Genomic DNA, 24,363 nt, shown 5'->3' on the forward strand with positions numbered 1-24,363 from the left:
TCAACCCGTCACAACAAATGCCACCAACACCAGAAGCACCGAGCCGACACAGAACAATGATTCCGGGCGTCCAAAGTGCGAACTCAGATAGCTGGTGCGAGCGCGACCACATCGATATCCGCGCGCCTGCATGGCCTGAGCGATGTCATCGGCTCGCTGAATGGCCGCCACAAACACCGGGATGATGATAAAACTACTTTTCCTGAGACGGCTCAAGGCCGAACCGGAGAAGTCAACGCCGCGGATGATTTGAGCATTCCGAACCGCCGCGAACTCTTCGTATAGAATCGGAATGAATCGGATGGCCATAAACAGAATCATCGATAGTTCCAACACCGGTAGTCGCAGTCTGGCCAAAGGTCTCAGGCTTGTGCTGAATGCTTCGGCCAATTCAGATGGTGAGTTGGTCAGCGTCATCAGGAAAGCAATGGAGACAAACAACAACAGCCGCATCGAATAAAACCCGGCCAGCCAGGCTGCCTCAGTGGTGATGGACCAGCCGAAAATATCGACCAGCACATCCGAGTTGCCACCCGAAAAAACCAAGTGATAGGCCGAAGTCAGCACGACCAGTAGAATGACCGGCCGGAAATTACGCATTAGGTTGCGCGGCCTTATTCCGCTGGTCAATAGCGCCGCAATCAGAATCATCATGATCACACCATAGAAGACGATGGAATCGGTCAACAAGGCCAGCGTAAGTACCAGCACAATAGGCAGAAGTTTGGCCCGGGCGTCTAGCCGATGGAGATAGGAATCGATGGGGCGATACTGCCCCAACATTATCGGAACATCTGCAAACAAACTCTCTACTACCTCACTTTCACCGGAATATATGCGCCCCCTCTGGCCGAGTCAAATGACTTAGAGACGCCTGAGATCACCGCGATCCAGAACATCGTTCTTCTTGCAGCGACACCGCGTACAAACGGCTTTCCGATCCGGACGACGAATGGCTCGTCGTATAAGATAGGCGCCGGCCGCGACCAGCGCAGCCACTATAATGACCTGCTGCCACAGAATGTCCATCAGTACCCCATACCACTGAAAATTTGATACACAGCCAGTGCCGCCAGGTAAGCGCTGGTAGTCATGTAGACAAACACCACACCGGAGTATAACCATCGCCCGGCCTCGTGGCGGATTGTTACCAGAGTTGCACCACATTGACAACACAGAGCGAAAAAGACCACGATCGACAAGGCCACGGCCACAGTGAAAACCGGTTGGCCTGCTTTCGGGCCGGACTCCCAGGTAGCCCGTCGCATTTTGTCTACCAGCGTGGAAGTTTCCGCGTCAACATCGGTGCCCATGTTGTAGATGGTACCGAGGGTGGCGATAATCACCTCGCGGGCCGGAAAAGAAGCCAGCACGGCCATCGAGACCCGCCAGTCCCAGCCCAGCGGCGCGAACAACGGCTCCACCCGATGGCCGAAACGGGCCAGGTAAGAGTCGCGCATGTAGGCTCCGGCCAGTTCGTTGTCCATGTCCGCCAGCGTCTGTTCGTTGATCCACTGGTGTCGGTGGAGATCGTACAAGGTCTGGGCGGCAGCCGCTGGTACGTCTGAGTAGTTCGATACATCGGCAAAGAACCTATCCAACTCGACAACACTGTTCTGTTGTTCAAGGCCAGCATGGAAGTTGTTTGTAGTCTGTCGCTGCGCCTCATCGTACCCGGCCGTTATGGCAACCAGGGCGGCTTCTCGGTCGGAGTGCGCCCGTTGGTATTCCCGAGTGAGAGCAGCCACCTGGCTATCGTGGCTGGCCCTTATGTCCTTCGAATGCGGATAGTAACTGAGCGCCCAGATAATAATAGTAATGGCAAAAATCACGGTGCCGGCTCTGACCACGAACGATTTGGCGCGGTGGAAAACACGGATCAGTACCGACCGCAAGGTGGGCACCTTGTACGACGGCATTTCCATCATAAACGTCCCGCGCTCAGTTTTCAGAACAGTCTTTTGCAGTATAAACGACACAATCACAGCCACCACCATGCCCAACAAGTACAGCGATGTCAGCACCAGTCCCTGCAGATTGAGCGGTCCCAGAAAACTCTGGTAGGGCACAAAGGCGGCGATCATAATGGCGTACACCGGCAATCGCGCCGAACAGGTCATCAGGGGTGCGATCATAATCGTTATCAGACGAAGCTTGCGGTCCTCAATCGTGCGCGTTGCCATGATCCCCGGTACTGCGCAGGCGAAAGACGACAACATAGGGATAAAACTCTTGCCCGACAAACCACACCAACGAAACATGCGGTCAACGAGAAAGGCGGCCCGGGACATATAACCGGAGTCTTCAAGCAGCGCGATGAATAGAAACAGTATTACGATCTGCGGCAAAAACACTAACACCGATCCGACACCGCCCACGACACCGTCGGCCAACAACGATTGCAGCGGACCGGCCGGGACAACTCCCTCAATGTAGGCGGCCAGCACGCCAAAACCGGAGTCGATGAACTCCATGAACGGCTCGGACCAACTGAAAATAGATTGGAAAACCATGGTCATAGTGAGCACCAACACAATTGGTCCCAGCACCGGGTGAAGCAGGTAGCGATCCACCTGCTCCGACACCGACTTCCTGCCGTCCGACTCTCGTTCCACCACCCGGTTGCAAATCTCGGCAGCGCGATTGGTTAGCAGATTGGTTTCAGCCGACGACAGTGAACCGGATTGCTTCGTGATTGCCAGACGGCCGCCTTCGAGCATCTGCATTATCGACACGGCCTTGTTCTGCTCCTGGGCATCGGCCATAAACTTCTGTTCGGCTGGACCGCTGGGGTCAAAGATGACTCGCATGAGTTCCGCCCGCGTGCGATGACGAGCATTGTGGCTGCCGGCAAGCCCGGAAACCAACCGTTCGGTTTCGTCGTCGAATCTATCCCAGGCCGGCGGGAACGGATGCTCGGCCATGCGGATCGCTTCCTTTTTTAACCGCTCGATCCCCACACCACGGTTGCCTACGACCGGCACGACCGGTAAACCACCCAAAGCCCGCGAAAGCTCAGCCGTGTTGATTTTGGTTTTGTGCCGCTCGGCCAGATCGATCATGTTCAGCGCCACCACCACCGGCAGACCTATCTGAAGTATCTGCAATAACAGGTAAAGCCCCCGACGAAGATTGGTCGCATCGACAACGCAGATCAATACATCGGGTCGATCCTGACCTTCCACCCCTTCGTACAGAGCTCTGGCCGCAATGTACTCGTCAGGCGAGAAGGCGGCCAGCGAGTAAGTCCCCGGGACATCGATCAAATCGAACTGGCGACGATCCTCTTCGCCTGAGAAGAACCTGCCGGTAACTTTTTCGACGGTAACGCCGGGATAGTTGCCCACCTTCTGGGCCAGCCCGGTTATCGCATTGAAAATGGTAGTCTTGCCGCTATTGGGATTGCCGCATATAGCCAAAAGGCCTGAGCGGGAGGTCGAACTGCTTTCAGCGGGTAGCCGCATCAAAAATCTGTCGGAGCTACTTCTCCACCTCCACCGCCACTAGCGAGGCTTCGGCCCGACGTAGCGACAAGAAGCTGGCCCCGACCTTTATCTCAAGCGGATCGCGCAACGGTGCGTTTCTGAGGTACTCCAGTAACTGGCCCGGAATTACACCCAGCTCCACCAGCCGTCGTGCCACCGGACTGTCATCGGCAAAACCAATTACTTTCCCACGCTGCCCCGGCTGCATTCGATCCAGATAGGTCATTTAACATTACCTCTTACGTTGTTGTCATCGTTCGATGGGCGCTGCTCGTCGCTGTCCTGATCGCTCAGACCCAGTTCCTTCTGACAGTCGGAGCAGTAACCCTGAATCTCAATCTTGAACCCGACCGGCTGAAACCGGCTCTCCTGAGTCGTCCCATTCAGCAGGTTCAGGACATTGCCGACGTCGAACTCCACCAGTTTCTTGCACTCCATGCAAAACAAGTGACCGTGCGGCTCCGGGGTGGTACGATCATAGCGCGTGATACCATCACCGATATTGACTTCCTCCGCCAGTCCCAGTTTGCAGATCAGTTTCAGGTTACGCCAAACCGTGCTGTGTCCAACCGAAGGGTCTTGCTGACGAACCTTCTGGTACAACTCGTCGACCGTTATGTGCCGACCAGCCGACAAAAAGCAATCGAATATCAACTCCCGTTGCGGGGTCGACTTGAATCCTTTGGTTCTGAGCAGGTCCTTCACAGGTCATCCTTTACGGCCAAATGAAAACGACTTTCATTTTCAATAACGGCATATTTCAGAGAATGTCAAGTGATTTTCGTAACAATGTCGATTTATTTTAGGTGGCGTAACATCTTGTCCGGCAATAAATTAGCCGCCCACGGGGGCGGCTGTAAAAAGAAAAGTTGCAGCAAAAGTTGCTACTTGAGTAGAATCATCTTCTTGGACTGGCTATCGGTGCCTCGGCTCAATTTGTAGAAGTAGACGCCGGAAGCGACAGGTTGTCCGGTATGGGCTGAGCCGTCCCACTCGACTTCGTAGGTACCGGGAATCTGGACTTTATCGACCAACGTGACCACGCGACGCCCCAGCAGATTGTAGATGGACAGATTTGTCGTTGGCAGGCTCCCATCGGTCGGACGGCGCAACGTGTATGAGATGGTCGTCGATGGGTTGAACGGGTTGGGATAGTTCTGGTGGAGATCGAAGTTATCCGGCAGCGCGGCGTGCGGGTCGCCGTCGTCGACACCCAAAGGTATCCCACCGAAGAAGTCAACAACGCGTGCGAACAGTTCCGCCTTGGTGTTGTACGATTGATGAGTGAAGGCGTCCGAAAGATACTCGATAGGGAATGTCAACAGAATAGAATTATAGGTGGTCTGTTTCGACACTCCACAAATGTCGGTTTTGCCACCCAGGGTGAACGCAGCCTGCCCACCGGAGACGGTAGTCACCAGATCGAGCATCGACGACGGCGCCGACGGCATGTAGCGGTACTTGGTGCCATCGCCGAGTTGATTTCCGCTGACTCCCTGGAAGAACGGCCACAACAAGGAGCCGGTATAATTGGCCCCAAGGTAGTCGTTCAGAAAGCCAACATCGAGAGCATTCAGCGATTGGGCGCCGGAGATTGACGAGATCATAAGGTCTCCCCCGGCGTCAAGATACGCTTTCATGGCCGTAACATCGGCCGCCGTGAATACGTCCTCAGCCCAGTCGCCGGTGTGCCAGAAAACCTTGGGATACTTTTTGAGTTCATCCCCGGTGGGTGAACTCTTGTCCGCCTTGTGCCAGACAGAATATGGAATGCCCAGGTCGTAGTGCACCGCCTGAGTGTAGACGTTTTCATAATCGGCACCGCGGTCATCGTCGACTATCAGAATTTGGGGCGGACCGAGACTGACCTCCAGGCCAAATGTTTTCGATGTCCAGCCGTTGTAAGGAGTACCGGCTATGGAATCACACTCGATGGTCAGGGAGAAAGAATCGATAGTGGGGACAAAAGTCTCAGCCAATGTAAAAGTAATAGGGGTCAGATTGCTTTGATCTGAATCATCGAACTGCGGTGACAATAGCACCTCATCGGTATTGAATGTAACACTGGGGTGGTTCGTTTCAAGTCTGATGGTGGCATTGTACGAAAGACGCATGGCGTTGGTCATAGTGACGTAAAAACTGATCGTCTCCCCCGGATCGAGAATGCCGTCGCCATCACCACCCGGTTGAGCGTCATCGAAAAACACCGAATCATGATCGACCAGGAGCGGCCAGGGATGTGACCAGTCTTCATCCAGGTCGGCTGTCATGGTCATCCCGGAGTTTGAGATATTCCAGAGACCGATACGAGTGGTAACACCGTTTGAAAGGGTCCCCAAAAGATTGGTTCGTGAGTTGGGTACGCTCTGGTCGTGGAATTCACGGGAATCGCTGCTCCCCGGCCAGACATCGCCGCCATCGCCTCGGCTTCCGCCGAAAGCCAGCGCGTTTTCGCCGTCTGCTTGTTCCATGGCTACTCTGTACCACTCGGGATTCTGATTGCTTGGGCCGGGTGCCTGTTTGTCGACATGATAGATACACAATCCCGACGAAGGCAACCCAACATCGAATCCTACCTGCTGTCGATTCTCCACGATCCAGTACTCGTAAGCGGTCGAGAGACTGTTCTGCAAGCGGTAGGCGACGCGGTTTTCTTCCACGTGTGGAAACTCAACCTGGGACATGTTGCTGTTAACTTCCAAAAGACTCAGAAACCCTATCTCAGCTTTAGACCAGGCGGTCAGGTGGGCGGGCTGTCGGGACCCGGCGTTATAACTTCCGGTCGCCATCAGGGCCCAATCGCCCAGTCCATTTGAACCTACGGCATCGGATATATCGTAGAGGTCGGGCAAGCCCAAAAAGTGGCCATACTCATGGCAGAACACGCCGATGGGTGAGATTTCGTTGCCGGTCTCCTCCGGATTCATGGTGTAGGCGGATATTTGCACGCCGTCGATATAAACCGCGGGGATGTTGCTTTTGTGTGACCAGATACCAACGGCCCCGGCTTCGGCGCCGGCCCCGGCGTGGATTATCACCAAGCCATCACAGATATCATCGTTGTTGATGTCGTACTGGTTCCAGTTTGCCACATGCAGCCGGGCCGAATCCAGGGCATCGGCTGTCAACTCGGGTCCGCGGCTAAGACCATCGTCATTCCCTACGTAGTAGGCGTATGGCAGGGTCATACGGTAGGGGCCAAGAATGTCACCTCTAACAACAAAATCACCGTAGGAGTTTTCTTTGTAGTAGTCGACCATGGAACCGGTCGGGTTGTGGTAGTCATTGGAGAAGAGAACGGAGTCAAACTGAGCAGGCGTTGTGCTGACCCCTGCGGACATCTCATTGTCGCTGAAGTCCACCAATATGACGATAATGGAGGCCTGGAAAGTTTGATCACTCGCCAGAGCCAGGGGACGGCCGAAGCGATCCAGGCTGATCGGCGTGTGCTCTTCGGCGCTGCACCCACCTGCTTCTTTGAAGGCCCTGAGATTGGCCAGCTTCTGTTCAAGGACACCCTCGGCTTTCCACTTCTCAATCGCATCGGGATGGGGCGCCACTGCCGACACCGGCGAGGTTAGAATCACGAAACCTATCAACAGTATGATCAGTAATACTCCGAGCCTGGATTTTTCCATCGTCATCAACCTTTGCATGTCTTTCATATTTTCATCTCGTTCGACCAACATTCCACTTGAACATTATAACCTTAAGCGGCCTATTTCAAAAGCAGCATTTTCCTGGAGTGCGATGTTTGGGAGGTACTCAACCTGTAAAAGTACACACCACTGGCAATCCGACCGCCTGAAGCATTGGTCGCGTTCCATAAGACCTCGTGCGATCCGGCCGGCAAACGACCGTCGACAAGCTGTGAAACCTTCTGTCCCAACGCATTGTACACCACCAGAGAGACGTCCGAGGCGGTGGAAAGGCTGAATGAAATCGTCGTGGTCGGATTGAACGGGTTGGGATAATTCTGGTGCAGAGTCACCGCTGTCGGCAGGCTGCTTTGGTGCCCTTCATCGACCGCGGTTGCCAGGTCGAAGCGCTCACGAGCGTGCTGCGCGTTTTCATACAGCTCGGCCAGATCGGTCCCGATCACTACGGCAAAAGCCACTTCGTTGGAATCCCATCCCTGAATGGCAAACGAGCCGGAGTTCAGAAACATCATGAGGTCTCCGGTAAGACCGGGATCGTGTTGCGTGGCATCCAAAGCAATCAAGTCAAATTTGTCGGCGCGCGAAAAACCACGCTTGGCAGCGCCGTTGTCCAAAGACTTGAAAGAGTCGAGATTCTTCAAAGAGACCAGGCCGACCAGAGGACCGTCGCCGCCTGTCTGGTACATAAGAGCGGCCCCATCGTCGTAAACGACCTGATCGCCGGCTATATCCAGATCAAAATCGGTTAGGAATCCAAAGTGCAGACCAGTCAACCATCCGGGAGTCATGTTACGCATTTGGAATCTAAAGATGATAAAACCGCCGTCATCGACATAACTAATAGTCTCTTGGGTCAATTCAATCGGGATAGGTATCTCCGAACGCGAGTCGGCATAACCGGCGGTTACATGCAGACCACCTTCCTCGTCAATCGTAGATGTACTCAGATCCACCGTTGGCTCGTAGTCGGAAACCTGGTACCTACCCTGGGCATCCCTTATCGAGCTGGAAAGCTGCAGGGCGTTCCGACCCAGCACGATACCGGCTTCGTAGAGCAGGTTGTCGGAGCCGTCGACGCGCAGCCCCTTGCCGCCCGCGTTGTACAGCGAACCTGTGCCGAATCCGAACTGGGCGAAGTCCGAGACTGAGAAGCCAATGCGTGAACTGCTGTGGTCGGCGATGTGACCGCTTGGCGGCACACCCACGGTGCCAACGAAGGCAATAGTATCTAAACTACCGCCCTCCGGTGTTTGCAGGTACAGCACGAAATCGACCGTGTGGCCGTGGTGGAAACCGGAGTCGTATCGGATTTGATACGGGGCCATACTAAGGGCACTACTGCCGCCGACACCGAAGAGATAGGTCGCCGAATCAGACATTACTACCACTCCGGCCGTACCGGTTTCGAGAACGCCGATCACCTCGGCGATATTGCCGGCCGGATTGTTTATCAGAATATCCAGACCGAATTCTTCACCGGGCCAGGCGATACCGTCGTCGCTGACCTGGGTGCTGGTGATCTTAAAGCTCGGAGATACCGGCAAGGGAAGCAAAGCGAGCAGGCGTGAAGCATCGACCAGGCCATTGCCGTAAATGTTGTCCTCACCGGTGGCGCCGAGGTCCTCGGTCGCCTGCAAAAGAGCCTGCTTTATTTCCTCGACCGTGGCATCGGGGCTGTACTGGCGCATCAGCACCACTAGTCCGGCGATGTAAGGGGCGGCCATCGACGTGCCGCTCATATAAGTATAGCCGCCACCTTTCTGTGACGAACGGACACTTACGCCGGGTGCTACCAGCTCGGGCTTGATCTGAGTCTGATCGCACGATGAAGGTCCCCGGCTGGAAAAGGAAGCTATATCCTTGTCCATGTTGACCGCTCCCACCGCCAGCGAGTTGGTGGGGGTGGAAGCCTGATCGGCCGGGCTGCGAAGTGACATCGGGTCGGGACCCTCGTTGCCGGCGGCAAAGATAGTGACGATTCCGGCTGCTTCGACAACGTCTACGATTTGTGTGAAAGTTTCATCGCAGGGGGCAAAGAGTCCTTTCGGCACACCCCAACTGTTCAGAATAACGTCCGGGACATCATCGGTCGTACTGGTATCACCGTCCGGATTGAGCGCCCATTGAAAGGCTTCGATAATATCGGACAGAGTGGTCTGGAGCGGACGTCCCTGGTCGATAACACCGGCCGTGATCCACTGTGCATGCGGCGCTACGCCAAAAGTGTCTGCTTCGGTTGCGCCAACCATCAGACCCATGGTGTGAGTACCGTGACCGGCTGCATCATAGGGCAGCTCATTCGGGGCTACCTTGGAAAACCAGGTCGAGGACAAAGGCTCTGAGTTTCCGCGCCACTTGTCGGCCAACGCCGGGTGGTCCCAGTCTACACCGGTATCAAAGGAACAGATTAAACGACCGGTGCCTTTCAGACCCTGCTGCCACAACGTGGGAACTTTCAACAGCGCCAACTCATTCGACACCGACGATACAGCCACCGAGGCCGGAGATTCAGACACCGGTGTCACGTAGTCCAGGGTGAGGTTTTCCACCACTAATCTCACCCCCGGCTGGGCCGTCAACTCAAGAATCCGGTCGGGTGACAGAGTGGCCGTGAAAGCAGGCACGACCCAGTGCCTGAGCACCGGTTGGCTGGAACTTTCGATCAGGAACCGATGAATACGCTCGGTTGATTCTTTGGACTCATGCAACCGTTCGCCCAAAACACGTTTGATCCTCTGCCCTCGTCTCAAACCGGCCATGGATTCCAGTTGAACCAAACCTGTGGGTAGTTCATCTTCCAGGAATACGACTACCGGAATCGGACCCCTGGCGCCGGACCAAGCCGATACTGCTATCTTGTCTTCCAGGCTGGGACCGAGGGCTTCCCCGGTCGCTGCCGCCAGGTTGAGCGATCCGCAGCAGAGGGCTATTATGACTATAATTGATACTCGTCTCATAAGCTTCCTGGTTCCTTGTCCTGATCCTACCCCGTTTGAGCAAAGGTTGTGCCGTGTCCGATCTTAACCGTCCGCTCATCGACGCCTGCATCGGTTTGCACCAGGGTGATCAACCGCATACTTAAGTGACAAGAAAACAGTGGATTGGACCTCGAAAAGACCTTCAGGTCCGACCGCCGGTAAGACCGGTATATGACCTGCCTTGCGCAGTATGCTGGAAACTGCAAATCTGGTCGATTCTGATCGCAAAGTTTTACAGGCCATCCAGGGTACCTGTGCCTATATTTGGCAAATGGATTCACTTCCAACGAAAAGTAGACCCAGTCGCTGGGCCTTGCCGATCTTGTTGCTGGCCGCCTTGCTGATTCGCGTTGTCTACCTATGGCTGTATCAGGATATGCTTCAGTGGGACCAGCTTACCGTGGATAATTACTACCAGCACCATTGGTCGGAGTCGATTGCTCGCGGCAATCTTCTGGGCGACGCGACCTACTTTCGAGCACCCCTGTACGCTTATATCCTGGGTCTGGCCTACGCCCTGTTCGGTGTCTCCGTGTGGGTGGCGCGCATTCTGGGCTTGCTGATCGGATTGACCTCTATCTACTGCACCTATCTCTTGGGACGTCGAGCTTTCTCGCACCAGGTCGGCCTCGTCGCGGCAGCCGTGCATAGTCTGACACCGGTCATATTGTACTTTGAGTTCGAGTTGCTTTTGGATATGACCTTTACCCTCACTCTTCAACTTTCTTTGTTGGCTCTCTGGCGCTGGCTGAAAGGTCGCATGCCCGGTCAACTTTTGATGGCCGGGCTGGTCACCGGTCTGGCCGCAATCTGCCGCCCTACCGCTCTGGTTTTAGCTGTCATTGTTGGCCTGTGGTTACCCCTGATGTCCGGGTCTGCCCTGGCCAGAATGAAGCGTATGGCCCTGTTTGCAGTCGGCCTTGCACTGGTTATTGGACCGATCTTTCTGCGCAATCTGCTGGTGGCCGATGATCCGGCCCTGATCGCCTCACAGGGCGGGATCAACTTTAACATCGGCAACAACGAACTGGCCGATGGCGTCTCGTCACAATTGCCCGAACCTCTCGGTCTGAACTGGCGACAAAGGCAGGTGGCCGGCATAGCCGAAGAAGCCTCCGGGCGGGCACTGAAGCCCAGCGAGGTCTCAAGCTACTGGACCTGGCGAACAATCGATTGGATAGCCGACAACCCAGGGAGGGCGGCCTCTCTTTTCATGAAAAAGCTGTACTACTTTCTGGGTGATCGTGAAGTGTCTAACAATCGAGAGCTTCGCAGGTTTTTTGTGGCTATGCCACTTTTGCAATACAACCCAATCTCGTTCGCGATCCTCTTTGGCTTCGGAGTGATGGGAATATTCGTGGCCTGGCGCTCTGGTGACAGCCGAATTAAATCACTGATCTGCCTGCTCCTGTTCTACCCACCGGTGGTGGCGCTGTTCTTCTTCAACAGTCGTTTTCGGCTGCCGATTCTGCCGCTGTTGACTGTTCTGGCCGCTGTCGGCGCCCTGACCGTCCTTAATCTGTTCGCAACTGAGATCAAGCGAGGATTCATCGCGCTAGGCGTGGTTATCGTCGCCTGGGCGTGCTCATACTATCCAATAGTGAACCTGCCTAAGGGATCGCCAAATCAGGACTATATCTCACGAGGGATACATTTCTATGTCGAACAAGACTACCGGCAGGCGCTCCAGTATTTCTACACTGCTCGTATGCTCGACCCATCCTTCCCGGAGACCAACCTGAATATCGGCGCCTGCTACTTGCGTCTCGGTCAGGCCGACTCCGCCCGCTTCTACTTTGAACAAGAACGGAGTTTGCACCCTGAGAGACCCAAAACCTATTCCAACCTGGCTTCTTTGCATCTGGTCAACAGGCAGTTTGAACAGGCGGCAACTCAAGCCGGGAAAGCACTCACCCTGGCCCACTGGGACGCCAACAACAACATGATCTACCTGCGTTCGCTGGCCGGTTTGGATTCTGTAGCCACCGACATCCTGCGAACAGAAATCGAGAAAGCTACCACCCGAACGTCCAACGATCTATACTTGCTCAATGACGCCGCCATGCTTTTGCTTGGCCGGGGGGACACTCTCGAAGCTGTCTCGATGCTGCAACGGGCACTGCATACTGAGGCGCCACCGATTGAGACCGACGACGGCGCCTTCGATCGTGACTTTCCGAATCATTATCTAAGGCGATTGAAAGAGAAAGCCATCAGTCACTACCACCTTGGTTTGCTGGCCGGACTGTCCGGGCGATACTACCTGGCCATCAGCCACAACAGTCAAGCCATAGCTGCCGACTCCGGTCTGATTGAGGCCTACCTCAACCTGGCCGGCGGCCACCGTTTGCTCGGACAGTTCGAAATCGCCGACAGCATATTGACAGTAGCGAACCGAAGATTCCCCGACAACGAACTGGTCCGCCGCACAATTCAACTCCGACAGCCATAAGAAACGGGACCGAGTAACTCGGTCCCGTGACTCATTTGACATATATCCGGCACCCGAGGGTGCGTGAATATTATTCGATAATCATCAATCCCTGGTCCTTCTTACGGTAGGCCTCTTCACGAACTCTCAGATTCTCGCGGGCTTCGGACAGCGACATCTTAACCTGGGCATCCGGATTGCGATTCTCAGAAATGAGAATACTTCCCAGATCAGGGTCGTAGAGCCAGTTGAGCAGTGAGTCAACGACCACTTGCATCTGGATTGAGTCTATAGCCATCGGCGTGAAGTTGAAGTGCGCCGTTTTGAAGAGACTGGTCGTCAGACGATGCGCCACCGGGCGGCCGTTGAAGGATTGCGCATTACCCAGCGGATGGGAGGGTCCATAACAAGATTTATACTTGTACAGGATCTCAGTCCCGAACGACCGGACACTCCAGTCAACATACGGAAGAGCCGGACAGTCCTCATTCCAGTAAGGGATCGAGAAACTTGTCCCCTCCAGCACCCATTTGTATCGCTGGTGCAACAGTGCTGAGTCAATCTCAAGATCGGGCCACTCACCCGGTTTTCTCGAGTAGGTTCCGACAAAGTCCTGCCAGAGACCCGAAGGCTCCTGGCGACCGAAAGGTGGAATGTAGCTGTGCCAACCGAAGTGACCTACCGAGTCTACACCAAAGTAGAACTGATACTGAAATGACGGCGCTCCGCCGGTTGGCGGCTGCTGGGGACTACCTGCGATGGTAGTCGTTCTCCCGGTCATCCAGGCATTGATACCGGCATCGATGGACTTGTAAATGGTCAGCCACTGGTCGGGCTGCGGCATACCGGGCACATCGTCATAAATGATCATCACTTTGTGTTTCAGTAGCTCGGCAATAGGAGCACCTTCGAGTAGTTTACCCATATAGAGGTAATCGGGGCTGACATCTTTGGTCCTCAGAGGACCTTCACGGATGGTGGTAGTGTCAAAGACTATGTGCCGTCCCGTGTTGGCACCCCATTTATCAATAGTAGTCTTCCAATATGCCTTGGAGGTATCGATGTCAATGGGATCGTTCAATCCAGCCGGCGTCGGCTTACTGAAATCGATGACGGCGATATCACGTTCGTAGCGCGGATCGATAACAGGAATCTCTCGGTAATACGGCACCAGGTCCGGCACCTGGGCATCATCGCGCGACCTGAGCCAGAAGATGAAGGTCATCTGAACGGTGGTGTCGGACTCTTTGCCTGCGAATACATTCCACAAAGTGTCGTAGGTGTTGGTTACCCAACCCTCGCTCTGTTGAATGGTGTTGTACTTAGAACCAATAAAGTCCGGATCATCAATCCGGAAGTATGGTTCCAAGCCGCCGAAAGCCGTTGTGGGTGTTAACGGATTCACAACCAGCGTGTCGCACGTTTCGGTAAAGGAGGTGTCGAGGTAGAACGTGTCACACCGAATCACCGTGTCACCCATGCGATACACTCCGCCATCGTTGGTGACGTAGACCGAATCCTGGAAAGAATCACGGATGACTTCCATGTCTTCGTCAAAATACGGACCGTACAGACGCCAATCAAACTCAAACGGCGGTGGATCGCTTGGATAATCGATCAGATCCTCACCCTGCCAGTGCAGTTTGACACCAGTGATGATTCCGCCCGGCTCGACGGAATTAACGAAAGGTATATCGCGTGAGTGGAAGCCAAAAACAAACGAGTTGGGTGGGTTGTCGTTTCGTGAAAAGACACGGTAGACGATATCAGAGCCCAGACCTTCCTCATCGTAGGCTTGCAGGAAGACAAACTGGTCTACGTATGTCAACACCGGATCGGTCAGATTGGCCGACATGGCCACAATATTGGACGTCATCGGATCAGGACCCTTGGGGTCAACATCCAGCCTGACCCAGGCGTTGGCGGCTACCAGTTCAATGTAGTCCATCGGGTCTATTCCGCCCAACTCTTCCGCGGTTGCAACGTGATAACGGAAGTAGGAGATTAGCCCGTCACGGTCGGTCCCAACCCAGTGAATCTCGGGGTTACGCGAGAACTTGTGTCCCTCTGGTGGGATATTGACGAAATACACCACCGGTTTCTGGTTGGGGTTCAACTCACCATCAAGACGTTTGGTACAACCAATGGAGAGTATCACCGACATGGAAATAACGACCAGGGCCATAAGGACAAGTCCCGCCGCTATTCTTGCTTTACTGAATTTCTTATTCATGTTTGCACATACCCTCTATCTAAAACGCAAAGGCGAGACTAAAACGGTGAACCTGTGTCAGGATACCGAAATCCTGAAAGGCGTAGTCAACGTGAATCTCAGCGTCGTCTCCAAACGGCACGGCCAAACCACCGCCGGCCGTGAAGCCGTCTTCGTCGTAGTTAAACCGGCGCCCTGCTCTGAGCGAGTATCGGTCGTTAAACGTGTACTCGAGGCCGGTATTGTATTTTTCCAGGTTGTCCGACGGGTGGCCACCCTCGGCGGCAAAAGTAACCAGATGATCCTCTTGTTCGAGAATATTGATCGAGCCGCCGAATTTGAAGTTGATCGGCAGGGGATATGAGTTGCTGATCATGGTCAAGTCGGGGCCGAAGTTGGTAATCACCATGGCGATTTTGAACCCACGGTGGCCCGTATCGTAGACTGTTCCCACATCTGCCGACCAGCCACTGGCGCTGTAATCATGCACGAACTGACCGACGAATTTAACCGTGAAGCCAACCGAAAAGCGATCAGTCAGATACCTTCCGTAGCTCAGACCGAGGGCGAAATCATTCCACCCGAAGGTCCTTCCGGTTCCCCCCGGCTCACCACTACCCCAGGTGCGCTCGATCATTTCACCCGACGACAGCCCGTACATACTGACTCCCAGAACGCCACCGATGGCCTCAAGCGGCATACCGGCGCCCAAAAAACCATATCCGACGTCGGCAGGCATGTCAATATATGTCACGGCCACCTCGCGCCCGTAGAGCGAGGTCAATCCGGCCGGGTTGTAATAAACGGCCGAAATGTCATCCGTGACGGCCGTGAAGGCCTCAGCCATTCCCATGGCCCGAGCTGAAACACCGAGTTCCAGAAACTGAGCGCCGGTCGTTCCGACCTTGGCCTGAGCACTGACCTCACTGGGCCACCATACCACAGTGGCACAAAGCAAGAGCAGTCCCACCAGCACAATTCGGGAATGATTCGCCCGCTTCATCGGAAACGAACTATTATGTCTCACAAGCATCTCATCCTCATCTATTGTAAATTCAGACTTCTTCATCAAACAAAGGTTGCCTATAGGTTGACCTCGATCCCCAATCGAATCTGACGACCGTAGTCCCAGTTGTATGGATTCAGATCATAAGGCGTACCACCTTTAATGATCTGACTTTGATTCTGTCGCGTGTCCGGACGACCGGTGTTGGAATACACAGTGTTGACATTACGACTGTCAAATATATTCTCGACCCACATGATCATACTGTAATCGAGCCCAACAAACTCGAAGTCCTTGGTGAACCGGACATCGACATTGAATATCCCCGGTTTGCGCATTGAGTTGCGCTGGATGTCCTCGCCCGTGGTGAGGGCCAGGTTGGGGAAGGATCGATCGGGTGTGAACGGACGGCCGCTCTCAATGATCAGGTTCATGGCCAATGACCAACCGTTGGGAATCGGTATGCCGAACAAACGCGGCTTGACCGAAGTAGGCACAAACACCTGGATGTTAGCGTTGATACGGTGTCTGATATCGTTGTCAAGAGCCGCCTCGGAAAGGGGCTCACGCGAAAGCTCGAAGTCGCTCATGTAGTTCTGATTGGTCTGCGATGCCTTGCCGAAAGCGAAGGCGTAGACATAACTCAACTGACCGTTCACATAGCCACCGCCACGTTTTTCAAGAGTCAACTCAAAACCACGGCTGCGACCGTAATCTGAGTTCTGATACTGCTGGCGAGTCAGACCACCGACCCGAACCTGAGCCGAGTTAATCTTGTCGAATTCGTCCTTAAAGTAACCGGAGACGTCCAGCGAGTAGTTTTCGGACATGGCATACTTGACACCAAATGAATACTGAATCGTCTTCTGGTAGTCCAGGTTGTAGTTGCCGATCACAACGTTCTGAGCCACCGACGAAGTGTTCCGCTTGTACATATACTCCAGCGACGGAAGCTGGAAGAAGTGACCATAGTTGAAATGGATTTTGGCCTTGTCCGAAATCGGGTAAGAGAATCCGATTCGGGGTGAGAATTTCTGACGGTCACCAAGGATCGTTCCGGACCCAAGATCGTCGTTCTTGGCCACATCCACCAAACCGTACCGATCCTGCAGGAAGAAGTCCCAGCGGAATCCAAGCGAGGCGATCATGGAACCATACTCAAGCTTGTCACGGAAGTAGACACTGCCGCGGTACGGTTCATACTCAAACATATCTCTGAACGATCCGCGGCCGGGGTAAGGACCGCCATCCTCACGACCACTGTAGGGATAGTATGGTTTTTCGATTTCTTCGTAGTCGAACTGATTGGACTCCATCGAGATGCCACCTTTCAGTTCGTGCGAACCCAATTGCCAGAAGACCTTGCCTTCCAGACGGTAGGTGTCGGTGCTTCGGAAATGCCACACTGCCGTCTCGTCGTAGTTGCCCGGGTTCAGGAAGTTGGAACTGCCCCCGTAGTCGTAGGCGCCGTTTCCGTTTCGATCCACAAACGGCTCACCTTGATCATAGCGAGCGTTCGGCGGGCTGTAGACGCCGTCGCCGTTTAGATCGATATATGGAATGCCCGGCTCCCAGGGATCCAGCGGGCCGTCGTGTTTCCCGTTGTCGTTGTAGTCCATATTGTCGGCGCCGACCGACATGACAAAAAGATCAATACCGGGATCGTAGAGGTTGTTGCTATTAATGTCAACATACGGCTCACCGACAATCGAGTCTCCATCGCGATACACTTCCGGGTCACGATTGTTGATTCGACTGACACGACCCTCGTCCAGGATTCCATTGCCGTTTTTATCTCTCAGGAAGTCGCCCTGGTCCCAGACACCGTTGCCGTTGAGATCAATGAACGGCTCGCCTTCCAGATTGTCGATTATGCCGTTCTCATTGAAGCGAAAGTCCGAAAAAGTGAATGTTCCACCTTGCTGGTTGATCTCGATAAGGCCGCTCTCACCATAAGTGTAGGCGGGTCCGGTGAAGTCGAAACCATAGCTCGCGGTGTCGGGGAACAAATTGATGATCGGCTCCGGCGGGTCGTAGACACCGTTACCGTTGCGGTCATCGTAATCTTCCCACTCCGTGTTCAGCATGAAGTCTTCGGGATCAAGCCCGTGCCCGGGACTGGCCGGATCGCCCGGTCGGCGGTTCAGACTGTTCTTGGTGTAAGAAATAACCGCCTCGTAGTTCATGTTGCGCGACACTGACTGCGAAACCTCAAGCGAGGCCGACTTCCAGCGATCAACCTGAACCGGAGCGGTGTTCGGTGAATAACGATAACTCCAGTTGAAGTGCGTCCACCGATTCTGAGAATCTTTGTATGAGAAAATAAGCTTCAGGTTCTGCAGAGGCCTGAACTTCAGGTTGGCCATCCAGTAGTACTTATTGTTCTTACGTTCAGGAACATCCAGCCCGAACAAATTGAACGACCCATAATTGCGGCGAGTCAAAGGAGAGTCGTATGACTCGTACTGGTAGATGCCGTCGTCTTTATCGACCTCGCCATAGAAATAGTAGGTGAACTCTTTGTCTGCCATGTAGCCCAATCCGAGGGCCGGCAGGATCTTGTTTTTGAAAATCGGGTCCGGACCGCTGACGGATGCACGAACATAATCGTTGTTACGCGAGTATTTGTTAAGCGAGTTGTTACCGAAGTCATCGGTGATAAACTGGAAATTGATCCGGGTGTTATCTTTCGAACCTGTTTGCGTGGTAATCTTGACGATACCCGACAAAGCGTTGCCATACTCCGGATCGAATCCGTCTTTGATAACCGTAAACTCCTGGATGGAACCTGACACCAACGAAAGATTGGCCCCGGCTTCACCCAGACCACCCAACGGATCACCGATCGGCACACCATCAACGATGTAGGCAACCTCACCGGCGCGTCCACCGCGAATGAAAATCTCACCGGAAGCGTTGGTCACAACACCAGCCACCTGGGTCAACAACTCATCGACCGAGGTTACCGGCTGGGTCATGATCTGTTCCTTGGTGATGGTGAGCTGGTGAGAAGTCTCGAACTTATCGATGATATCCACCTCGCCCCGGACGGTGATAACCTCACCGATGTCGGTGACTTTCTTGTCCAGTATCTGAGATACCTCAACGGTAAGGTCCGACTTGACTTCGACATCGGTCACCTCGACCACATTGTATTCGAGATGCGATATCTTCACCGTGTACTTGCCCGGTTCCAGCCTTCGGATGGTGTACTTTCCCTCGAAGTTGGTCATAGCGCCGAAACTGGTGCCCGCAATCGAGACGGAAGCACCGACGACCCCTTCACCTGTTTCTTTATCGGTAATAGTACCCTTGATCTGTCCGACAGCCGCTGCGTAGAGGTTCACCGGCCCAATTACAATCAACAAAGCCAGAACCGTTAATGGAATCAAAAATTTCCTGAGCCCAAAAGGCATCACCATTCCTCCTACGGTCTATGTAGTATCACTTATATTTTTTCCCAACCAACCTTAATCATGACACTACAGACAGAGCTTGATACAACGTGTGAACCGTTCAACCGATTCGATCGTTATGCATTAGCTAATAGTTGCCTGTAGTCTCCAGTATCTTTTGATTCCCAGGGTCTTTCGCCTAAGCGGGAACCAGCTTTCAAGCCTACAAAATAGGCCTATGGCCTCGGCAAAGTCAAGCGGTTTTTCCCGTTACCCGCACGGAACAGAGCCATATAATGCCACACTTATAGACTGATTACGTACCCTGGTTGTGCAAAAAAAATCGTCGATTCAATGGTGAGAGTTTTATGGCCGAAGCCAAGTCGTTTTGCTCGGTTAGTTCAGCATGACAGAAAGAGCCGGATCTGAATTCGACGTTTAGACTTCGAGCCAAAACCTTGGCCAACAAACGGCCCCCATGTAATCTGTGCTCATCGCTAATCGGCTGCGAATCAACCGAGTAGGATGCAACCGGACCGCCCGGACGATACAAGGCCGGATGTGCAACCACTCCGTTCAGTTTGATCGCACCGTGTTGGAGAATGGTATCGCCATATTTACGAGCAGCCGACGCGACTATTTTTCTTCCATCGGCAACAACTTCATAGCGGGATCGCGAAGCAAAACAGGGAGCTCGATGAAAAAAATCCGGCCGGGAATCCAAAGCACCTGACCTGCGACAGTAATCTGCCGGTTTGCCCATAGTAGTAGCAAACTCAGTCAAAGCCTCGGCCACCACACGAAACAGGTGCGAAGGAGCCTCTGTCCAGGGTCGACCATCCCACTCGCCGAGATTAACCGCCAGGCAATAGGTCAACTCTGTTTGGTCGTGTAACAAGGCACGCCCACCGGTAATACGCCTTATCACCGGAGTGTTCTCTAACTGCGAAAAATCCAGCGCCCGCTCCTTCGCCTGATTGACCCCGAAAGTGATAGTGGGCATCTCCCAGCCATACAGCCGCAAATACAGCGTACCCGAACCACGACAAGCCTGCTGGAACATCCATTCATCGCAGGCCATATTGTAGTACGGATCGCACTCTGTCTGATTGTAGAAAACCGCACTGCTCATGGTGTCAAATTACGATCCAGGCTGGTGTGGCGCAAGCGGGATCGTCCGGTCGGCCGACCGGCGGGTAAACCTGGACAAGCGGTTGGCGGTGATAAATCACCGATAAATGGGTCTTGCGCTTCGCGGCCTTCTCATGTCATGCTGAGCGCAGTCGAAGCATGAGCCAAATCAACGTCATTCTGAGCGCACCCCCAATCTCACCCTGAGCACCCCAACCTGACCCTGAGCGGAGTCGACGCGTGCTCATTGTCGGGCGGCGCCCTCAAAGTTGCTTTGGGGGTGGTTATGTCACCGCCCCATACAAGGTTTGAGGCGGCCACCCGTGCAGGCTGGGTCGCAATGGCAAGTTTCTCCGGTTCCTGCGTTGGCCGAAGGCGAGCGTATGTACCGGAGGCCTCAAAAGCTGCTTTTACACAACGCCTTAGTGAGATTCGAAGGGTAACGACCACGCCCAGGGCGTGGTCAGAACGCTGCTAAACCACATTTTGATACAGCCTCATTGTTTGGGGCTAGCCCAGCCGCCCGGCCTGGCAACTCAAAATATGCAAAAAAAGCCGCCGGCCGCCGATTTTGCACTGACAGACACTGGCAGTGGGCCCTTCTATATTTGTTCGTAGATTATGTTGCGCTCTGTGATCGATTTGGGCTAGGGAGAGGGGGCGAAAAGTTCGCGAAGGACCTTTTTGCCCTCTTTTTTTGTGTTTTTTGGATTGTAGGCGGAAGTTACATGCGTTTCTCTGGGTGGGGATTTGGTGATTCTCCTGTATTCCAAGTTGCACGGCAGGTATCAAAGTGGGTAGTTTTCTCAACTGTGCTCGGCGAGCCTCCGGCTGAATACCGGCTGGAGAGAGCTTCTGTCCTTATATTGGGGGAAAAATACAAAAAAAAAGAGGGCGGGTAGATCGATGGTAGAGGGGGCTAGGGAGCTACCAGTGGACGACCTACCCAGGTCCTCGTCTTAATTGATCTCAGTATAGTAGAATCAGACTGGTTGTCAACCCTTAGTTGACAAAAAAATATCGGGGCACCGGCAGCGCGTTCCTGGTCGTTCGGCCATGGCCGTCCTGCTCTTCCACGGGGAGTGCTGGGCGACCGGCTGTCTGAGACTCACTGTCACTCTCAGAAAATGACGAAGGCCGTCGATTACCGTCGACCGTGTGCTTCGTGGGCGGCAGACCTCCCGGTTTGCCCCGCAATCAATCGATCAAAAAACCTTGAAACGCAGGCCTATCGGTCGTATATTGCCCCTGTGTCATAGAACCCGTCGGGGCGGGTTCTGTCTGGCGCGAATATCACATAAGGAGGAAGCATGAAACGCATCATGAGATCGTGTGTACTCGCTGCATCGTGTCTGGTTGTCGCCGGTGTGCTAGCTACCGGCCTCACGTCGGTGAATGCGAACGAGGTGAAGACAAACGGGCGAAGTATCGAGGAATTCGTAAACCCGGACGGTAGTTTCGATCTGGAGGATGCGCGACTTTCCGGCTTTGAAGGACCGCTGGACATGAAGGGGTTTGAATCGGCTATAGATTCGATCACCGGGCAACCGATGTTCAAGCCATCCGGAACCAGAGAAACCGACGACCACCCGGAAGACATCTACTGGGACAACAGTATCTCACCGACCCTCGCCGGTGTAGATGACATCATCTATACGGCGACAGTCTACGATGGACGGCTTGTTGTCGCCGGTCGATTCTATCTGGCGGGCGACGTGATCTTGGATCACATAGCTGCGTGGGATGGCAGCAGTTGGTCTGACCTGGGAGCCCAGATGAATTCTCGGGTCGAGGCTTTGACCGTTTACGATGGGAAGCTGATTGCCGGAGGCTCTTTCACAAGAGCTGGCGGTGTCGAGGCAAGCTGCATAGCAGCCTGGGATGGGAGTACTTGGTCTTCCCTGGGTCAAGGATTAGGTGGTTGGGTCAGCGCTTTGACCGTGTACGACGGTGAATTGATAGCGGGAGGATGGTTCATTTCGGCTGGAGGCTCACCAGTAAACAGGATAGCTGCCTGGGATGGGAGTAGTTGGTCACCACTGGGATCGGGTTTGGAGGGCGATGGAATCGCATACGGGTTTTCTCTGACCGTCTTCGACGGAAATCTGATTGCGGGTGGGGGCTTCACTACGGCAGGAGGAGTGGCGGCAAACAACATAGCCTCCTGGGATGGCGCCAATTGGTCGCCACTGGGATCAGGGACGGATCATCTTGTTTACTCGCTGGGTTCTTACGATGGAAAACTGATAGCTGGAGGCAAATTCCTAACGGCAGGCGGCGTGGAGGCGACATTCATTGCCTCTTGGGACAGTACCGAGTGGTCACCACTTGGATCCGGGATGAACAAGAGTTCCGTTTTTTCTCTATTTGAGTACAATGGGAAGTTAGTAGCAGCAGGGAATTTCACTACAGCCGGTGGAGTGGAAGCGAGCAAGATAGCCTCCTGGGATGGGATCAATTGGACACCCTTTTCTTCGGGGATGAACCACATTGTCTATGCCCTTACCCAGTACGAGGGAAATCTGATAGCCGTGGGTGAGTTCACATCGGCCGGAGGAGCCGGGGCATCCAGGGTGGCCTCCTGGAATGGAAACAGTTGGTCGGCGCTGGGGTCGGGAATAAGTGGTGCGATAAATGCCCTGGCTGTATACGATGGCAAAGTTATTGCGGGGGGCGAGTTCCGGGCGGCCTTCGGTGTACCGATGAACTTTCTCGCAGCCTGGGATGGAACCAGTTGGGCCTCACTCGGATCGGGAATGGACGGGACTGTCTTTGCCGTGACCTTGTACGCCGGGAAATTGATAGCCGGGGGTTCATTCACAACGGCCGGAGGTGTGACAGCAAACTCTATTGCCTCCTGGGATGGCAGCAGTTGGTCGCCCCTGGGATCGGGGATGGCGGGAGAGTACCCCGATGCCCGTGCCCTGGCTGTCTACGACGGGAAACTGATAGCAGGAGGTCGGTTCGACACAGCCGGCGGCGTGGAAGTGAACCATATAGCCTCTTGGGATGGGATCTCTTGGTTGCCGTTGGATTCGGGGATGAATGGTTCTGTCCGTTCGCTGGCCGCTTACGACGGGGAGCTGATAGCTGGAGGGTTTTTCGACACGGCAGGAGGAGTGGAAGCACAATACATTGCCTCATGGAATGGCAGCAACTGGTCGTCCGATCTGTCGCAGATGAACGGATGGGTCTTTGCCCTAAACGTGTACGATGGGACACTGATTGCGGGCGGATCGTTCACGACGGCCGGAAGTGTGACAGGAACCAGTTTGGCCGCCTGGGACGGAAGCGGTTGGTCTTCTCTTGGGTTGGGGGTCTCAGGAAGAGTCCTCTCTCTGACAATACATGAAGGGAACCTGATATCGGGAGGACGACACACGCACGCCGACGGCGCTGAGGTGAGCAAGATAGCATCCTGGAATGGCCACAGTTGGTCACCACTGGCATCGGGAATGAACACTGAGGTTCGCGCCCTATCCACACATGACGGTAAACTGTTTGCAGGAGGTACATTCACGTTCGCGGGAAACAAGGTCTCGGCCTATATGGCGGAGTGGACCTCCCCCCCGGATGCTGACAACGATGGCACATCCGACGGCAACGACAACTGTCCGACCGACTACAACCCCGGGCAGGAAGATGCCGATGCAGACGGCGTCGGCGACATATGCGAAGCGACCTGCTGCACGCTAAGAGGTGACATCAACCGCGACTTCGCAGGTCCCGACATATCGGACCTGGTGTATTTGGTAGACTTCATGTTTAACGGCGGACCGGAACCGCCCTGTGAGCAGGAGGCAAACATTGACGCCGGCGGCGGGATCGACATTTCCGATCTCGTTTACATAGTTGACTACATGTTCAATGGCGGACCGCTACCGCCGGCGTGTCCTTAGACCTCAATAGGGAGTATTGAAAAGGTCCCGGTTGGCGTCATTGCGAGGACGCCGAAGGCGGACGCGGCAATCTCATGCCTCGACTCCGCTCGGCATGACACGTGTGCCGCGAACTAAGATTGCCGCCTTCGCGGGTGTGACATGTGTGACGCGGGCATGAAAACTGA

Annotated in this window: 13 protein-coding genes; 2 read left to right on the top strand and 11 right to left on the bottom strand. The window is 54.3% G+C overall.

The window, feature by feature from the left end:
* The 7 genes from OEV49_09855 to OEV49_09885 form a co-directional block, all read right to left on the bottom strand.
* On the bottom strand, positions 1-804 hold the full coding sequence (locus OEV49_09855) for an energy-coupling factor transporter transmembrane protein EcfT (GenBank protein MDH3891375.1): 804 nt from the start codon (positions 802-804) through the stop codon (positions 1-3).
* A 60-nt stretch (positions 805-864) separates the two neighbouring features.
* Positions 865-1,029, bottom strand: coding sequence for a hypothetical protein (locus OEV49_09860; protein ID MDH3891376.1), 165 nt, complete (start codon positions 1,027-1,029; stop codon positions 865-867).
* Positions 1,029-3,464 (bottom strand): ferrous iron transport protein B, encoded by a 2,436-nt coding sequence (gene feoB, locus OEV49_09865; protein ID MDH3891377.1) that lies wholly within the window; start codon positions 3,462-3,464, stop codon positions 1,029-1,031. The genes OEV49_09860 and feoB overlap by 1 nt, the downstream gene beginning before the upstream one ends.
* Positions 3,465-3,480: 16 nt before the next feature.
* Entirely contained in the window at positions 3,481-3,711 is a 231-nt protein-coding gene (locus tag OEV49_09870; protein ID MDH3891378.1) for a ferrous iron transport protein A, read from the bottom strand.
* On the bottom strand, positions 3,708-4,190 hold the full coding sequence (locus OEV49_09875; protein MDH3891379.1) for a transcriptional repressor: 483 nt from the start codon (positions 4,188-4,190) through the stop codon (positions 3,708-3,710). The genes OEV49_09870 and OEV49_09875 overlap by 4 nt, the downstream gene beginning before the upstream one ends.
* Before the next feature lie 179 nt (positions 4,191-4,369).
* The gene (locus tag OEV49_09880; protein ID MDH3891380.1) at positions 4,370-7,150 is read right to left on the bottom strand and encodes a M6 family metalloprotease domain-containing protein; all 2,781 of its coding nucleotides are present in this window, start codon (positions 7,148-7,150) and stop codon (positions 4,370-4,372) included.
* A 53-nt stretch (positions 7,151-7,203) separates the two neighbouring features.
* On the bottom strand, positions 7,204-10,101 hold the full coding sequence (locus tag OEV49_09885) for a S8 family peptidase (GenBank protein MDH3891381.1): 2,898 nt from the start codon (positions 10,099-10,101) through the stop codon (positions 7,204-7,206).
* Positions 10,102-10,312: 211 nt separating this feature from the next.
* Between OEV49_09885 and OEV49_09890 the strand changes: the two genes are divergently transcribed.
* Positions 10,313-12,574 carry a glycosyltransferase family 39 protein gene (locus tag OEV49_09890; GenBank protein ID MDH3891382.1) on the top strand — a complete coding sequence of 754 codons (2,262 nt, stop codon included), beginning with the start codon at positions 10,313-10,315 and terminating at the stop codon, positions 12,572-12,574.
* A 70-nt stretch (positions 12,575-12,644) separates the two neighbouring features.
* On the opposite strand, the gene OEV49_09895 is transcribed toward OEV49_09890, so the two are convergent.
* The 4 genes from OEV49_09895 to OEV49_09910 form a co-directional block, all read right to left on the bottom strand.
* Positions 12,645-14,786 carry a hypothetical protein gene (locus OEV49_09895; GenBank protein ID MDH3891383.1) on the bottom strand — a complete coding sequence of 714 codons (2,142 nt, stop codon included), beginning with the start codon at positions 14,784-14,786 and terminating at the stop codon, positions 12,645-12,647.
* A 19-nt stretch (positions 14,787-14,805) separates the two neighbouring features.
* Positions 14,806-15,834: a PorV/PorQ family protein gene (locus OEV49_09900; protein MDH3891384.1), complete on the bottom strand. Its 1,029-nt coding sequence runs from the start codon at positions 15,832-15,834 to the stop codon at positions 14,806-14,808.
* A 14-nt stretch (positions 15,835-15,848) separates the two neighbouring features.
* Positions 15,849-19,163: a TonB-dependent receptor gene (locus OEV49_09905; protein ID MDH3891385.1), complete on the bottom strand. Its 3,315-nt coding sequence runs from the start codon at positions 19,161-19,163 to the stop codon at positions 15,849-15,851.
* Positions 19,164-19,482: 319 nt separating this feature from the next.
* Entirely contained in the window at positions 19,483-20,298 is an 816-nt protein-coding gene (locus tag OEV49_09910) for a hypothetical protein (GenBank protein ID MDH3891386.1), read from the bottom strand.
* Positions 20,299-21,607: 1,309 nt separating this feature from the next.
* On the opposite strand from OEV49_09910, the gene OEV49_09915 reads away from it, so the two are divergent.
* Positions 21,608-24,196 carry a hypothetical protein gene (locus OEV49_09915; protein MDH3891387.1) on the top strand — a complete coding sequence of 863 codons (2,589 nt, stop codon included), beginning with the start codon at positions 21,608-21,610 and terminating at the stop codon, positions 24,194-24,196.
* The last annotated feature ends 167 nt before the right edge of the window (positions 24,197-24,363 follow it).

The sequence above is a fragment of the Candidatus Zixiibacteriota bacterium genome (assembly GCA_029860345.1).
Taxonomy (GTDB): Bacteria; Zixibacteria; MSB-5A5; order GN15; family FEB-12; genus JAJRTA01.